Source organism: Amycolatopsis sp. FU40, assembly GCF_021903635.1.
Taxonomy (GTDB): domain Bacteria; phylum Actinomycetota; class Actinomycetes; order Mycobacteriales; family Pseudonocardiaceae; genus Amycolatopsis; species Amycolatopsis dendrobii.
In genome coordinates this window covers 182,067-196,636 of sequence record NZ_CP091381.1, presented here as the reverse complement: position 1 = coordinate 196,636, position 14,570 = coordinate 182,067, and the positions used below count along the sequence as shown (strand labels likewise).

Annotated in this window: 14 protein-coding genes; 7 read left to right on the top strand and 7 right to left on the bottom strand. The window is 69.8% G+C overall.

Translation table 11 applies throughout. The features are described from left to right. The first annotated feature begins 11 nt into the window (after positions 1-11). Positions 12-590: a TIGR03086 family metal-binding protein gene (locus L3Q65_RS02140; RefSeq protein ID WP_237598670.1), complete on the top strand. Its 579-nt coding sequence runs from the start codon at positions 12-14 to the stop codon at positions 588-590. Here L3Q65_RS02140 and L3Q65_RS02135 read toward each other — a convergent pair. Next, a complete protein-coding gene (locus tag L3Q65_RS02135) occupies positions 583-1,488 on the bottom strand; it encodes a neutral zinc metallopeptidase (protein WP_237598669.1) in 906 nt (301 codons plus the stop codon). The genes L3Q65_RS02140 and L3Q65_RS02135 overlap by 8 nt on opposite strands. Before the next feature lie 107 nt (positions 1,489-1,595). Here L3Q65_RS02135 and L3Q65_RS02130 point away from each other — a divergent pair, with 107 nt between their 5' ends. Beyond that, on the top strand, positions 1,596-3,605 hold the full coding sequence (locus L3Q65_RS02130; RefSeq protein WP_237598668.1) for a prolyl oligopeptidase family protein: 2,010 nt from the start codon (positions 1,596-1,598) through the stop codon (positions 3,603-3,605). Here the strand turns inward: L3Q65_RS02130 and L3Q65_RS02125 are convergent. Both L3Q65_RS02125 and L3Q65_RS02120 read right to left on the bottom strand, forming a co-directional pair. Then, positions 3,602-4,177 (bottom strand): hypothetical protein, encoded by a 576-nt coding sequence (locus tag L3Q65_RS02125; protein WP_237598667.1) that lies wholly within the window; start codon positions 4,175-4,177, stop codon positions 3,602-3,604. The two genes, L3Q65_RS02130 and L3Q65_RS02125, sit on opposite strands and share 4 nt — an antisense overlap. Before the next feature lie 53 nt (positions 4,178-4,230). Then, positions 4,231-4,719: a hypothetical protein gene (locus L3Q65_RS02120; protein WP_237598666.1), complete on the bottom strand. Its 489-nt coding sequence runs from the start codon at positions 4,717-4,719 to the stop codon at positions 4,231-4,233. Positions 4,720-5,138: 419 nt separating this feature from the next. On the opposite strand from L3Q65_RS02120, the gene L3Q65_RS02115 reads away from it, so the two are divergent. Genes L3Q65_RS02115 through L3Q65_RS02105 form a run of 3 tightly spaced genes read left to right on the top strand, consistent with a single transcriptional unit; the run spans position 5,139 to position 6,617 of the window. Beyond that, a complete protein-coding gene (locus L3Q65_RS02115) occupies positions 5,139-5,696 on the top strand; it encodes a TetR/AcrR family transcriptional regulator (protein ID WP_182890808.1) in 558 nt (185 codons plus the stop codon). Positions 5,697-5,701: 5 nt separating this feature from the next. Beyond that, positions 5,702-6,223: a DUF4865 family protein gene (locus tag L3Q65_RS02110; RefSeq protein WP_237598665.1), complete on the top strand. Its 522-nt coding sequence runs from the start codon at positions 5,702-5,704 to the stop codon at positions 6,221-6,223. Positions 6,224-6,233: 10 nt separating this feature from the next. Further along, positions 6,234-6,617 (top strand): tautomerase family protein, encoded by a 384-nt coding sequence (locus L3Q65_RS02105; RefSeq protein WP_182890810.1) that lies wholly within the window; start codon positions 6,234-6,236, stop codon positions 6,615-6,617. 36 nt (positions 6,618-6,653) lie between these two features. On the opposite strand, the gene L3Q65_RS02100 is transcribed toward L3Q65_RS02105, so the two are convergent. After that, positions 6,654-7,613 (bottom strand): zinc-binding alcohol dehydrogenase family protein, encoded by a 960-nt coding sequence (locus L3Q65_RS02100; RefSeq protein WP_237598664.1) that lies wholly within the window; start codon positions 7,611-7,613, stop codon positions 6,654-6,656. Between the two features lie 133 nt (positions 7,614-7,746). On the opposite strand from L3Q65_RS02100, the gene L3Q65_RS02095 reads away from it, so the two are divergent. Next, complete coding sequence (locus tag L3Q65_RS02095) at positions 7,747-8,370, top strand: TetR/AcrR family transcriptional regulator (RefSeq protein ID WP_237598663.1); 624 nt, start codon at positions 7,747-7,749, stop codon at positions 8,368-8,370. 246 nt (positions 8,371-8,616) lie between these two features. Here the strand turns inward: L3Q65_RS02095 and L3Q65_RS02090 are convergent, their stop codons facing one another. The 3 genes from L3Q65_RS02090 to L3Q65_RS02080 all read right to left on the bottom strand — a co-directional run bounded on the left by L3Q65_RS02090 (position 8,617) and on the right by L3Q65_RS02080 (position 13,221). Beyond that, positions 8,617-11,433: a vitamin B12-dependent ribonucleotide reductase gene (locus L3Q65_RS02090; protein ID WP_182890813.1), complete on the bottom strand. Its 2,817-nt coding sequence runs from the start codon at positions 11,431-11,433 to the stop codon at positions 8,617-8,619. A 38-nt stretch (positions 11,434-11,471) separates the two neighbouring features. Further along, complete coding sequence (gene nrdR, locus L3Q65_RS02085; protein WP_037809784.1) at positions 11,472-11,963, bottom strand: transcriptional regulator NrdR; 492 nt, start codon at positions 11,961-11,963, stop codon at positions 11,472-11,474. A 307-nt stretch (positions 11,964-12,270) separates the two neighbouring features. Beyond that, the gene (locus L3Q65_RS02080) at positions 12,271-13,221 is read right to left on the bottom strand and encodes a LysM peptidoglycan-binding domain-containing protein (protein WP_237598662.1); all 951 of its coding nucleotides are present in this window, start codon (positions 13,219-13,221) and stop codon (positions 12,271-12,273) included. Positions 13,222-13,834: 613 nt separating this feature from the next. On the opposite strand from L3Q65_RS02080, the gene lexA reads away from it, so the two are divergent. Next, positions 13,835-14,494 (top strand): transcriptional repressor LexA, encoded by a 660-nt coding sequence (gene lexA / locus L3Q65_RS02075; RefSeq protein WP_067593639.1) that lies wholly within the window; start codon positions 13,835-13,837, stop codon positions 14,492-14,494. Positions 14,495-14,570: the final 76 nt, after the last annotated feature.

The window sequence follows — 14,570 nt, the reverse complement described above, 5'->3', positions numbered from 1 at the left end:
AGCGTGAGCCCATGACCACGTTCGACCTCGACCGACAGTCCCTGCTCGTGCTCGACCCGATCGTCTCGAAGATCACCGCGGCGGACCTCGACCGGCCCACGCCGTGCGCCGGCTGGACGCTCGCCGACCTGCTCCGCCACCAAGTCAGCGAAAACCACGCCTTCGCCGAAGCAGCGCGCAACGGCTCCGCGAAGGACTGGGACAGCGGTCAGCTCGGCGAAGACCCGTACGCCGCGTACGCAGCTTCGGTGACCGACTACCTCGCCGCATACGGCGAAGCCGACGTCGCGGAACGCCAGATCGCCATCAACACCTTCGGCACCTTCCCGGGCACCGTCGCGATCGCGATGCACCTCGTCGACACCGTCGCGCACGGCTGGGACCTGGCCAAGACCCTCGACGTCGCGTACGACCCGGTGCCGGACGCAGTGCACGCCGCGCTGCAGTTCGCGCTCATGATCCCGACCGACCCGAAGGAACGCGTCGAGCGAGGGACGTTCGCGCCGGTAGTCCCCGTCGGCACTGAGGAAAACGAACTGGACCAGTTCCTCGGCAGGCTGGGCCGCGACCCGCGGTGGCGCGTCAGCTGACTTTGTCCGCCGGGGCCGACCAGGTGTCGCAGGCAGCCGGACCGGCCCCGGTGTAACCGGCCTTCGCCCAGGCCAGCTGGTTCGCGCGGGTGCCGTGGTCGCCGCTGTCGTCGGCGCGGCCGTAGTCGGCGACAGCGGCGTTCGCGGTGGCCCGGCTGATCGACCCGCGATCCGCCGCCGCGTTGAGGAACAGCGCGCCGAAACAGTTCGCCTGGAGCTCGATCCGGCGCACGACCGCCTTGTCCGCGTCGCTGCTCGGCTCCGGTGAACCCATTTCCGTGCTCGCCGCGTCGAGGATGCCGCTCTCGCGCTGGACGTGGTGGCCGTACTCGTGCGCGAGCGTCGCCAAATGCCGAGCTCGGCTCAACCCGGCGTCCGACAGCATCCACTCGGTGGGCGCGTAGATCGTCGCGTCGCCGCCGCAGTAGTACGCGACCGCTTCGTCCCGCGACGGCGCGTTGCCGCACGCGCTGGTCTTCGGCAGCGTGACCGACACCTTGACCGGCAGGTTCGGCTCGTCCGCTTTGTCCAGCGCGGGCTGCCACGCCTGCTTCAGGCAGCCCACGAGCGCGGTGTAGAACGTCTTCAGCTGCTCAGCGTCCCGGCTCAGGTCCGGCAGGTCGCACGACACGGGACCGAGCGCGACCCCGTCGGCCATCAGCGGATTGCCGCTGAGCTTGCGCACCGGTTTCGCGTCCTGGCGGTCCGGCATCGCGTCGGCGTCCGGGGCCGCGATCGCGTGCCCGGACACCTCGTGCGGCACCACGGCCATGAGCGCGAGCGTGACCGCGACGATCGCCACCGCGGCGACCGCGCCCAGCGCCTTGCCCGGCTTCCGGCGCGGCGGAGCCTGCGGCGGCGGCTGCGGAGGCCACGGGCCTCCGGCGTAATACGTCATTCCTCCCCCTCCCGACCAGCATACGGAGACCGCGCGCGGACCTGGATCACGAAACGGGAACGCCGGGATCCTGGCCGGATCCGCGACCGGCAGCGAGACTGGACGCTATGACTGTCGAAGATCCGTACCTGTGGCTTGAAGACGTGACGGGCGACGAGGCGCTCGAATGGGTCCGTTCGCGCAACGCGGAGACACTGGACGTGCTCACCGCGGGCGAGAGGTTCGGGCAGCTGCGGGACTCGATCCGCGAGGTGCTCGACGCGGGCGGACGGATCCCGTACGTCGCGCGCAGGGGGACGCACTACTACAACTTCTGGCAGGACGCCGACCACCCGCGCGGGCTGTGGCGGCGCACCACGCTGGAGCAGTACCGCACCGCCGAACCGGACTGGGAGATCCTGCTCGACGTCGACGCGCTCGCCGCGGCCGAGGACGAGAACTGGGTCTGGAAGGGCGCCGCGGTGCTGCGTCCGGGGCACCGGCTGGGCCTGGTCCAGCTGTCGCGCGGCGGCGCGGACGCGACCGTCGTCCGCGAGTTCGACCTCGACGCGCACGAGTTCGTGGCGGACGGTTACACCCTGCCCGAGGCGAAGCACCGGATCGGATGGATCGACGCCGACCGGGTGTACATCGGGACGGATTTCGGCCCGGGCTCGCTCACCACGTCCGGATATCCGCGGCTGGTGAAGGAATGGCGGCGCGGCACCCCGATCGAGGACGCGGTTCTCGTCGCCGAGGGCAAGCCGGACGACGTCGCGGTGATGGCGGTCCACGACCCGACCGAGGGCTTCGAACGCGATTTCGTGCGCCGGGCGATCGATTTCTACCGCACCGAGTACTTCGAGCGGACCCCGTCCGGGCTGGCCAAACTGGACCTGCCCGAGGACGTCGAGGTGTCCACGCACCGCGAATGGCTGCTCGTGCACCCGCGCAGCGCCTGGACCGTCGGCGGCGCCGAACACCCCGCGGGCACCCTGCTCGCGATCCGCTACGAGGCGTTCAAATCGGGCGACCGCGACTTCACCGCGCTGTTCACCCCGGACGCGCACACCTCGCTGGACTACTACGCGTGGACCCGCAACCACCTCCTGCTCGCGACGCTGCACGACGTCAAGTCGGAGCTGCGCGTGCTGACGCCCGGCCCGGACGGCTGGGCCGAGGCGGAACTGGGCGGCGCGCCGGAATTCGGCAGCGCGCAGATCGTCGACACCGAACCGGACGTCGACGACGAGTACCTGGTGGATTCCTCCAGCTACGTCCAGCCCTCCACGCTCACTCGCGGCGTCGTCGGCGGGGACGTCGAGGTGCTGAAGCAGGCGCCGGCCTTCTTCGACGCGGCCGGGATCGCGGTCAGCCAGTACTTCGCGACGTCGGACGACGGCACGAAGATCCCGTACTTCGTGGTCCGCCCGCCCGGCGCGGAAAACGGCCCCACGCTGCTGTACGGATACGGCGGTTTCGAGGTTTCGCTGACCCCGTCGTACGGCGGGGTCGTCGGCCGCTCCTGGCTTTCGCGCGGCGGCACGTACGTGGTCGCGAACATCCGCGGCGGCGGCGAATACGGACCGGAATGGCACATGCAGGCGGTGAAGGAGAACCGGTACAAGGCGTTCCAGGACTTCGCCGCGGTCGCGCGCGATCTCGTCGCGCGGGGCATCACGACGAAGGAACGGCTCGGCATCCAAGGCGGCAGCAACGGCGGTCTGCTGATGGGCGTCATGCTCACCCGCTATCCGGAGCTGTTCGGCGCGATCGTGTGCCAGGTGCCGCTGCTCGACCTGAAGCGCTACCACCTGCTGCTCGCCGGTGCGTCGTGGATGGCCGAATGGGGCGACCCGGACGTCCCGGAGGAATGGGAGTACATCTCGAAATACTCGCCGTACCACAACGTTTCCGCGGACGGCGAGTATCCGCCGATCCTCTTCGTCACCTCCACCCGCGACGACCGCGTGCACCCCGGGCACGCGCGCAAGATGGCCGCGCGCATGCGCGAGCAGGGCCACGACGTGGAGTACTTCGAGAACATCGAAGGCGGTCACGGAGCGGCGGCGGACAACGAACAACTCGCGTTCCGTTCGGCGGTCGCGTACGAATTCCTCTGGTCGAAGCTTTCCTAGACCAGCCCCCGGGGCCGCGCCCGCACGCGCGGCCCCGGGCGGATCGACGGTCCTCTGCGGACCTCGGCGACCGCTCTTTCGAACAGAGCCCAGGCATCAGTGACGAACGCCAGCCAGGGCACGCCGAGCCGCCGCAACGCGCGTCCGTGACCGACCAGGATTCCGCCGGTTTCCAGAATCGCTCTGGCTCGCCATCGCACGGAAGCCGCGGTTTTCCAGCGCCGCAACCGATCCACGTGACAGCCGAGCCGGCGCTCCAACCCGGCGAACACGCGCGCAGCCACCTCCGCGGTGAGCGGATCACGGGTGCCGTCCCGCAGCGCGCGGTAGTAGCCGAGCGCGAGCACATCGGTGATCAACTGGGTCATCACGTCGCTTTTCCCCGGCGGGCTCGCGCTTTCGAGCAGCCGGGCGACCAGGTGCTGCTCTTCGTCCGGCGCGGGCCGGAACCGCCGGACGCTGCGCGCCACCACCGGGTCCAGCCGCGCCCCGCTCCCCCACGCCGGCTGCGGCCGGATCTTCCGCCGCCGCGCCTCCGCCTCGAAAACCGCACTCCGCTCCACGGCGGTCATGCTGCCGCCCGGATGTGCCGCTGTCGCGGGGAGGATGTGGAGATTCCGTGGAGCTACGGGACGAACAGCGCCGCGGCGGCCCAGTCGAACACTTTCGGGTCGCCCAGACCGGACTCGGTGAGCCAGCGGGCAGCCCGGCGGGCCGCGGCAGCGCCCTCGATCAGGCCGCAGCGTCCGGGCACGACGCCGGTCGCCGCGCGGACGTCGCCGACCAGGCCGCCGAGGCAGTGCCAGGTATGCCAGAGTCCGCCGTCGTAACCGACCAGTTCGAACCCGAGCAACTCACCGGACGGGCGCGTGCCTTCCTCGATCCGGTTCACCACGACACTGGTCTCGCGGTCCCAGCCGTCCGCGACGATCTCACGGACGATCGGCGCGGCTTCTTCCGGCGCGAAGCCCACTTCGAGCACGTGAAGCCCGGTTTGCCGAGCGAGGCCGAGATCGCGGAACCAGTCGTCGTGCACCTCAGCGACGCACTCGCTGATCGACACGAGTTCGCTTGTCCGCCGCACAGCGCTATAGCCCGCCGACACGAAAGTCACGACCGCCAGTTTCCTCCCCGGCTCGCCCGGGCCGTCCGCCGGATCCGCGGACCGCCGGAGTCGCCGATGCACGCCATTGCTTCCGTCCTCGGGCTGACCGTGCACAGCCGCGTCCGCCCCGCATAACCCGGGCTGCACGCGGATTCCGCACCGCGTCGAACGTCGGGCTCCGGCAACCGTTCCGGGAACCGTGCCTTCTTGACCACCTGTGCGATCCGCCGGACGGTGCCGCCGGAATGCTGCCGATCGCTTCCTGGACGGCGGCGGCCAGCAGACTTGATCACGGAGAAATCCTTTCTTCGGCTGCCGGAAAGCCTGCCGGGCCGAGATCGTCCGGACCAGGCGGTCAGCCGGTCTCCCCTCCGCAGGTCCCGCACCCCCCGCTTGTCTCTGTACCTACTAGTATGTACGGTAGGTTCATGTCCACGAGAGACCAGCTCATCGCGAGCACTCAGGACCTGCTGTGGGAGCGGGGGTACGTCGGCACCAGCCCGAAGGCGATCCAGCAGCGCGCCGGGGCCGGACAGGGCAGCATGTACCACCACTTCGCCGGCAAGGCCGACCTGGCGCTCGCCGCGATCCGGCAGAACGCCGACGATTTGCGGGCCTCGGCCGAGACCGCGTTCGCCCAGGGCACGACGGCGGTCGAACGCGTTTCGGCCTACCTGTCGCGCGAGCGCGACGTCCTGCGCGGCTGCCCGGTCGGACGGCTGGCGCTGGACCCCGAGATCGTCACGAACCCGGAATTGCGCGCGCCGCTGGAGGAAACGTTCGACTGGCTGCGCGGCCGTCTCGCCGAAGTGCTCGCCGAGGGCATCGCGAACGGAGAACTGCCGAACGACCTCGACCCAGCGGCCACGGCAACCACGCTGGTCGCGGTGCTGCAAGGCGGATACGTCCTCGCCCGGTCGTCCGGGACGGCCGAGCCGTTCGACCAAGCGATCCGCGGCGCGCTCGCACTCCTCGGCCGGCGGTGACGTCGATGTACGCGATGCAGTACGAGATCGACCTGCCCGCCGGGTACGACATCGAGCACCGAGTCGCGACCCGAGGCCACCGCACCGACGCGTTCCCCGGACTGGGACTCAAGGCATATCTGGTGCGCGACAACCACTACGCTCCGTTCTATCTCTGGGCCGACACCGCCGGAATGAGCCGATTCCTTTGGGGAGGCGGCGGATTCGACGGCATCATCCAGGATTTCGGGCGTCCGCCGGTGCACCACTGGGCCGGCGCTCGCTGTCTGCCCGGTCCAGCGCGAGCGACCGTCCCGGTGTTCGCGACTAAACGCGTCGGGCAGTTCTCGGACGGCATCGACCGCGAGTTGGCCGAACTCGCGCAGCTGTCGCAGAGCCCCGCTGTGCACACCACCGCGCTGGCGATTGACCCGCAGCGCTGGGAAACCGTGCGCTTCACCCTCTGGACCACCACGCCGGACGAGGACAGCGACGTCCAGTACCGGGTGCTTCACCTGTCCCGCCCGAATATCGACCTACTGAGCTGAGAGGTCCCCCATGCCGCTCGTCCGCATCGACGTGCTGTCCGAACCCAACGCCGACCGCCTCCCCGCCATCGGCGAAGCCGTGCACCAGGCGATGACCGAAACCATCGACGTCCCGGTCGACGACCGGTTCCAGATCATGAACAGCCACGCCGCCGACCGATTGCGTTACGACCCAAGCTATTTCGGCGTCCAGCGCGACGACGACATCGTGTACGTCGCGATCACGATGCGCGCCGGTCGCACCAATGAGCAGAAAACCGCCTTGTACCGGCGCGCGACCGAGCTTATCGCCGAAGCGACGGGGATCGAACCGCGGAACGTGTTCTTCAGCCTGACGGAAAACCACGAGGTGGACTGGTCGTTCGGCGAGGGGGTCGCGCAAATGCTGCCCTGACGACGAAACCTCTCCGCGGCGAGAACCGGTCGCTTGTCACAAGAGGACGACCGTGCGCTCGCCGGGCGCGTCCTGGTGCGCCCACGCCGCCTCGACCTGATCGAGCCGGAACGGATGCGGGCGCACGGCCATGCCGCCCGCGGCGATCGCGGCGACGAGCTCGGCGAACTCCCGCAGCATCACCTCCGTGTCCACCGCGCCGAAACCGCTGCCCAGAATCCGGAACGCGGAGGAACGCAGAGCGTGCCCGGAGAGGGTGATCGCGTCCCCGCCCATACCGCCGATCTGCACCCAGTCGAGCAATCGGGTGTGCTGGGTGCGCGCTCCGAGAACGGCGCGCATGGCGAGCTCGGTGGGCGGCCCCCACACGTAGTCCAAGACCACGTCGACCTCCGCCGCGGCCTCGGCGAGCGCGGCCGCGGTGACATCCTCGTCGGGGACCAGCTGAACGACGGCGTCCGCGCCCTCGCTGGCGAGGTCGTCGAGACGAGCACGGTTGCGTCCGGCGGCGATCACTCGGCCCGCGCCGAGGTGCTTGGCGACCTTGACAGCCGTCGAGCCCGCGTTGCCGGTCGCGCCGTGCACCAGGACCGACTGCCCGGCCTGGAACGGGACGCGGGTGCGCAGCGCGGTCCACGAGGACAGGGCAGGGTTCATAGTGGCGGCGAGGAGCGCGGGATCGGTTCCCTCCGGAACAGGGACGATCGCGGCCGGATCGATGACGATGCGCTCGGCCAGGCTGCCGGCGCCCATGGTCATGACATAGCCGAGACAGCCGCCCGCCCGCCGGACGACCGCGTCCGCACCCGCCAGCGCGGGCAGCGTCTTGGGACTCGTGTAGTGCTTGCCGGCGGCGATGCCGCGGGTGGCGGGGTGCACGCCGACGGCGAGGACGTCCACCGTTTCCTGGCCGGGGGCAGCCGCGGGGGCGGGGACCGAGCGGTAGTGCGGCGGCTCGTCAAAAGACTCCACGAGCGCGGCGTTGATCATGGACATGGCGGTTCCTTTACCCGGTCGCACACCGTTTAGAAACGGCTCCGTATCTTATATCTCCGAGCGTACGACGAGCAGTTAAGATACGCAAGCGGGTCTAACCGACTGGCTGAACGCGACCATCCGGAGGGCAGCGGTGAGCGAGCAACGGCGCACGGAGGGCACTCCGACCCGGCGCAGGGGCACTGCCTTGGAAAACGCGCTCACCGATGCCGCCTGGGAGGTGCTCGTCGAGCAGGGCTACCACGGCTTCACCTACGAAGCCGTCGCAGCGCGCGCCGGAACCAGCAAACCCGTGCTCTACCGGCGCTGGTCACGGCGCGAGGATCTCCTCGTCGCCACGCTTGCCCGGCACTGGCGTCCGCTCGACCTCCCCGACACTGGCAGCCTGCGCCGGGACGCCCTCGTTCTCCTGCGCAAGGTCAACACCGAGCGGGCCCGCATGGTGGTACTCCTGCACATCCAGCTGGCGGACTACTTCCGCGAGACCGGCACCAGCTTCAGCGACCTGCGCGACCGTCTTCGCATCGCGGACCAGCAGTCTCCCTTCGCCGCGCTCGTCGACCGCGCCGTCAAGCGCGGCGAGCTCACGGAGACACCCCGGCCCGAACGCGTGGTGAACCTGCCCTTCGACCTCATGCGCCACGACATGCTGATGGCGATGGGCGCGGTGCCGGACTCGGCGATCGTCGAGATCGTGGACAAGGTGTGGCTGCCCCTGCTCGGCCTGCACCACCACAGCACGCAAGAGGACCTCTGAGCCCGGCGAACCGCGGTTTGACCTGAAATGCGCCGCGCCCTCCAGCAGGGCGGGGCATTTTCGAGCGCACACCCAGCGGACAAAACAATCCTTGCCCTGGACGGCATCCGCCACCACGGCGGCGTCGCTCGCGGGAACGTCCGACGCACCCGGACTCGCGGCCGACCGACGTCCCGCGGGTGCCGAGGCATGTCTTCAGCGAAGAAGGGGGCGCGGAATCACCGCGCCCCCTCCTTCAACGACCGATCAGCTGCAGCCGGACGTCGCCCCGCAGCCCTCGCAGGCGTAGCACGAACCGGCGGGCCGCATCTTCGTGCCGCAGGTCATGCAGAGCGGTGCGTCCGCGGCCTTGCCAAGGTGCAGTTCCATCAGCTCGGCCGTGCTGTGCGCATCACGACCCGAAGCGTCCGTTGTGGACTCTTCAGCACGGGCAGGCGACGCATCGACACTGCTGCGCAGCGCGTCGATGTCGAGGCTCTGGCCGCCGTAGTTCGCCTCGACCTCGGCCGAGCGTTCGTCCGCGGTGAAAATGCCCAGCTGCGCACGCTTTTCGTACGGCAGGTAGTCGAGTGCCAAGCGACGGAACAGGTAGTCCATGACGCTCGTGGCGATCCGGATGTCCGGGTCGTCGGTCATGCCTGCCGGTTCGAAGCGCAGGTTCGAGAACTTCGAAACGTAGAACTCGAGCGGAATGCCGTGCTGCAGGCCGACCGAGATGGACATCGAGAAGGCGTCCATCACGCCGGACAGCGTGGAACCCTGTTTGCCGAGCTTCACGAAGATTTCGCCGAGGCCGTCGTCCGGGTACGAGCCCGCGTGCAGGTAGCCCTCGGCGCCGCCGACGGTGAACGACACCGTCTGGCTCGGGCGCTTCTTCGGCAGGCGGCGGCGCACCGGACGGTATTCGACGACCTTCTCCGGCTCGGTCTCCGCCGCGGCTTCCTTCTTCTTGCCGGTGGACAGCGGCTGGCCGACCTTGCAGTTGTCGCGGTAGATCGCGAGCGCCTTGAGGCCGAGTTTCCAGCCCTGGAAGTAAATCTCCTCGACGTCCTCGACGGTCGCCGACTCCGGCATGTTGACCGTCTTCGAGATCGCGCCCGAGATGAACGGCTGGACCGCGGCCATCATCCGCACGTGGCCCATCGGCGCGATGGACCGGTCGCCGACCGCGCAGTCGAACACCTCGTAGTGCTCAGGACGCAGGCCCGGCGCGTCGACCACGTGGCCGTGCTGCGCGACGTACTCGACGATCGCCTCGACCTGCTCGGCCTGGTAGCCCAGCACCTGCAGCGCGCGCGGCACGGTCTGGTTCACGATCTGCATCGACCCGCCGCCGACGAGCTTCTTGAACTTCACCAGCGAGAAGTCCGGCTCGATGCCCGTGGTGTCGCAGTCCATCATGAAGCCGATGGTTCCGGTGGGCGCGAGCACCGAGGCCTGCGCGTTGCGCCAGCCGTTGCGGGTGCCCAGCTCGATGCCCTTCTGCCACTCCTCCGACGCGAGCGCACGGACCGCCGCGTCGTTGCTGTGGTAGGTGCGGACGAGTTCGTTCGCCGCGGCGTGCTTGCGCATGACGCGCTGGTGCGCTTCGGCGTTGCGCGCGTAGCCCTCGTACGGCCCGACGACGCCGGCCAGTTCGGCCGAACGACGGTAGGACACGCCGGTCATCAGGGACGTGATCGCGGCGGCGAGCGCGCGGCCGCCCTCGGAGTCGTACGCGTGGCCCAGCGCCATCAGCAGCGCGCCGAGGTTGGCGTAGCCGATGCCGAGCTGGCGGAACTTGCGCGTGGTGTCGGCGATCGGCTCGGTCGGGAAGTCGGCGAAGCAGATCGAGATGTCCATCGCGGTGATGACGAACTCGACGGCCTTCGCGAACAGCGGCGCGTCGAACGTGCCCTCCTCGGACACGAACTTCAGCAGGTTGAGCGACGCGAGGTTGCAGCTCGAGTTGTCGAGGTGCATGTACTCGCTGCACGGGTTCGACGCGGTGATCCGGCCCGATTCCGGGCAGGTGTGCCAGTCGTTGATCGTGCTGTCGTACTGCACGCCCGGGTCGGCGCATTCCCACGCCGCCTGTGCCATGCTGCGGAACAGCTTCTTCGCGTCGGTGCGGTCGATGACCTCGCCGGTGAGCCGGGCGCGCAGGCCGAAGTCGGTGCCGTTCTCGACGGCGTGCATGAACTCGTCGGACACGCGGACCGAGTTGTTCGCGTTCTGGTACTGCACCGAGGAAATGTCGGAGCCGGAGAGGTCCATGTCGAACCCGGCGTCGCGGAGGACCTTGATCTTTTCCTCTTCGCGCGCCTTGGTCTGGATGAACTCTTCGATGTCCGGGTGGTCGACGTCGAGCACGACCATCTTCGCCGCGCGCCGGGTGGCGCCGCCGGACTTGATGGTGCCCGCGGAGGCGTCGGCGCCGCGCATGAACGAAACCGGGCCGGACGCGGTGCCGCCGGAGGTGAGCAGTTCTTTCGAGGAGCGGATGCGCGACAGGTTGAGGCCCGCGCCGGAACCGCCCTTGAAGATCAGGCCTTCCTCGCGGTACCAGTTGAGGATCGACTCCATCGTGTCGTCGACGGCGAGGATGAAGCAGGCGGACACCTGCTGCTTCGAGGACGTGCCGACGTTGAACCACACCGGGGAGTTGAAGCTGAAGACCTGGTGCAGCAGCATCCAGGTGAGCTCGTGCTCGAAGATCTCGAGGTCGGACGGACCGGCGAAGTAGTCGTGCTCGGCGGCGGCCTTGACGTAGGTGCGCACCACGCGGTCGATGAGCTGCTTGAGGCTGCTCTCGCGCTGCGGGCTGCCGACCGCGCCGCGGAAGTACTTGCTGGTGACGATGTTGGTCGCGTTGACCGACCAGAACTCGGGGAATTCGACCCCGCGCTGCTCGAAGTTGACGCTGCCGTCGCGCCAGTTCGTCATCACGACGTCGCGGGTCTCCCACGCGACCTCGTCGTAGGGGTGGGTCCCCTCGGTGGTGAAGACCCGCCGGACGGTGAGGCCCTTGTTCGGCTTCTTGTTCTGTCCGGCCGCAGCGCCGGTTCCCACGGTTTCGGTCATGCGGTCCTGTCCCTCGCTCCCCGCGACCCGGTGACGGCTCAGTCGTCGCCGGCGCGCTCGCCTTCCTGGTCCTCCGCAGTTCCCGCCATGGCTTTCCGCAGGTCGGAGATCTCCTTCTCGAAGTCCTCGACCGAGGAGAAGGAGCGGTAGACGCTGGCGAACCGGAGATACGCGACGCCGTCCAGTTCCCGCAGCGGGCCGAGGATGGCGAGGCCGACCTCGTGGCTGGGGATCTCGGCCAGCCCGGCGGACCGGATCGACTCCTCCACGCGCTGCGCGAGCTTCTGCAGCGCGTCGTCGTCGACCGGACGGCCCTGGCAGGCCCGCCGCACTCCGTTGACCACCTTGTCCCGGCTGAACTGCTCGGTGGCGCCGGACCGTTTGACCACGGCCAGCACCATCGTCTCCGACGTGGTGAAACGCCGTCCGCACTCGGCGCACGAACGCCGCCGCCGGATCGCCTGTCCCTCGTCCACCTCTCGGGAGTCGACGACCCGAGAGTCCGCATGCCGGCAGAACGGGCACCTCATCCGCCGATCACCTTCCCCTCCGCGCCGGTCGATTCCTGTCCCAACCGGCCCCTGCCGCCACGCTACGGCCTGGACCGCGGTCACCGCGCGCGACCCCGCGCCTGGTGATCGACTTGTGGACATCCGGTGGGCAACTGCCGGCCGGCTGTGGACAACTGCCGCCAGTCTACCCCTACCTGTGGACCAACTACAGCGGTGTAACTACTAGATATAGGGGTAGACCATAGATCGCCGCCGGGGCGGGCGCAAGAAACCCGAGAGGGTGAAAGAGCGGTTGCGCAAGATGCGACCGGGTGGTTTCCGAAAGTCATGACCCAGTCGTGTCCGATCGCCCGCCGGATTCCCCGCTCGAACCGGCGCCGGACCAGGCGACCGGCACGGTGAGCGGCATGCCGGGCATCAGTGCGGTGTCGTCGAGGTTGTTGAGCTCCTTGATCCGCTCGACGACCGCGCTCTGGTCGGCGTTCGGCGCGAACCGGGCGGCGAGCGCCCCGAGCGAATCGCCGGGCTGCACGGAAACGGACGCCGTCCGCGACGGCACCGGGCCGCTGGACACTCCGGCTCCGAACACGCCGAGCCCGGTGACGATGAGGCAGGCCGCGAAGGCGATCGCGAACAGCCACGGCCACCGCACCGACGGCCGGGCCGCGGTCTTGCAGGCCACGCCGCCGCGCCGTCCCGCGACGACCCGCTCCCGCGACGGCGGCCGCAACGGCTCGCCACGCCGCTCGCGCGCGGTGCGCCCGGGGTTCGCCGGGACAACAGCCGGGAGGTGCCGGACCGCAGTGCGGCCGCGCGCTTCGCGGGGCTTGCGGGCGGGGGCTTCTTCGGTTTCGACGGCAGAGGGGGCCGACGTCCGGAATCCGGCTCGCTCGACGGACCGGACCGCGCCGGCGGACCTCGGCTCGGCAACCTCGGTCGCCGCCGCCCGCGCGCCTCGCTCCGCCGAGGGCGAGAAACGGGCAGATTCCCGCACCGGCCGCGCACTGTTTCGGCCGAACGCCTCGCCCGGTGCCGGCCACCCGGCATCAGGCAGCTCGCCACCAGCGAGTCCGGCCTCGGTCGCCGCCTGCCAGGCGCGCCGCCGGCCGGGCTCACCGCGCGAACCCTCGCCGGGCCGATCCGCGCCAGGGCCGCGCCGGGCGCCGGCCCGGCCGCGAAGCTCGACCACCTCGGCGGAACCGGACGCCGAGCCCGGATCAGCGCCGGATTCGGCTTCGGAGCCCTCCGGAACACCATCCTTTCGGGTGGCGTCCACGCGCCCCGCGCGCCGCCGCGAACGGCGTGCCGGACCGCCGGACCCGGGTTCCCTCCGGACCGGGACCGGCCCGTCCGAAGCGGCGCCGCCCTCGGCAGGGCGGACGGCAGGGACGGGCCGAAGCGGGCGGACCAGCCCGCGATCTGCCAGGATCGACATTCCGGAACCTCCTCGTGACCTGCGGATCCGTCCGGTCCGGGCCGTACACCTGCGCCGCAGCGGTCCAGATCGAACAGGCGTTCTATCGAACGTCCGTGCGAAGGTCTACCACCCCGCACCGACAAAATCGAGAGGACACGGCGTGTCGATCGAACAGATGTTTGAAATCGTCGCTCGCGGTGACTAACGTCGGTGACCAGGACATCTGCCGGACCGGCTCCGGCGGGTGCCGCCGGACGGGCGTTCGCGGAAAACGCGGATCCCGGACCGGCGCACGCGGACACGCGCGGGACGCCGACACGGCGACCGCGGGACGGCTGGAGGCGACGCAGCGTTGGAGAAGGACACGGTGAAGGGCACCTCGGCGAAAGGGGCCAAGACGGCCTCGCGGGGCAAGGCGTCCGCACAATCCGCGCGCGAATCCGGCCACGAGAGCACGGGGAAGGTGAGCGCCATGCCGGAGGTGTACGACGTGGACGAGACGCTGACCGTCCGCCAGCAGCAGGTGCTCGACGTCATCCGCACGTGGGTGAGCCGCTTCGGCTACCCGCCGAGCGTGCGCGAGATCGGCGAGGCGGTGGGGCTCACGTCCACGTCGTCGGTGTCGCACCAGCTGCGCGCGCTGCAGCGCAAGGGCTACCTGCGCCGCGACGCCAACCGGCCGCGCGCGGTGGGCGTGCTCGCGTCCACCGACGACAACCCGATGGGCATCGAGATGGACCAGCAGCCGTCCGTGCCGAAGGCGGCGTACGTGCCGCTGGTCGGCCGGATCGCGGCAGGCGGTCCGGTACTCGCCGAACAGGCTGTCGAGGACGTCTTCCCGCTGCCGCGCGAAATCGTCGGCGAGGGCGAACTGTTCCTGCTGAGCGTCACCGGCGATTCGATGGTCGACGCCGCCATCACCGACGGCGACTGGGTCGTCGTCCGGCAGCAGCCCGCCGCGGAGAACGGGGACATCGTCGCCGCGATGATCGACGGCGAGGCCACGGTGAAGACGTTCAAGCGCAAGGACGGGCACGTGTGGCTGATGCCGCACAACGACGCGTACGAGCCCATTCCCGGCGACGACGCGTCGATCCTGGGCAAGGTCGTGGCGGTGCTGCGGCGGCTCTGAACCGTGGCGCGCTCCCCTCCCCTGGGCCGGGGCGAGGGGAGTGCGCGCCGGGGTTCGGTTTCGCCGACGGTTGCGA

Bases quoted from the DNA above. Each gene is read 5' to 3' on its own strand.
- L3Q65_RS02135 (WP_237598669.1), bottom strand. From the start codon at position 1,488: ATGACGTATTACGCCGGAGGCCCGTGGCCTCCGCAGCCGCCGCCGCAG.
- L3Q65_RS02105 (WP_182890810.1), top strand. From the start codon at position 6,234: ATGCCGCTCGTCCGCATCGACGTGCTGTCCGAACCCAACGCCGACCGC.
- L3Q65_RS02125 (WP_237598667.1), bottom strand. From the start codon at position 4,177: ATGACCGCCGTGGAGCGGAGTGCGGTTTTCGAGGCGGAGGCGCGGCGG.
- L3Q65_RS02090 (WP_182890813.1), bottom strand. From the start codon at position 11,433: ATGACCGAAACCGTGGGAACCGGCGCTGCGGCCGGACAGAACAAGAAG.
- L3Q65_RS02115 (WP_182890808.1), top strand. From the start codon at position 5,139: ATGTCCACGAGAGACCAGCTCATCGCGAGCACTCAGGACCTGCTGTGG.
- L3Q65_RS02130 (WP_237598668.1), top strand. From the start codon at position 1,596: ATGACTGTCGAAGATCCGTACCTGTGGCTTGAAGACGTGACGGGCGAC.
- nrdR (WP_037809784.1), bottom strand. From the start codon at position 11,963: ATGAGGTGCCCGTTCTGCCGGCATGCGGACTCTCGGGTCGTCGACTCC.
- lexA (WP_067593639.1), top strand. From the start codon at position 13,835: ATGCCGGAGGTGTACGACGTGGACGAGACGCTGACCGTCCGCCAGCAG.
- L3Q65_RS02140 (WP_237598670.1), top strand. From the start codon at position 12: ATGACCACGTTCGACCTCGACCGACAGTCCCTGCTCGTGCTCGACCCG.
- L3Q65_RS02110 (WP_237598665.1), top strand. From the start codon at position 5,702: ATGTACGCGATGCAGTACGAGATCGACCTGCCCGCCGGGTACGACATC.
- L3Q65_RS02100 (WP_237598664.1), bottom strand. From the start codon at position 7,613: ATGTCCATGATCAACGCCGCGCTCGTGGAGTCTTTTGACGAGCCGCCG.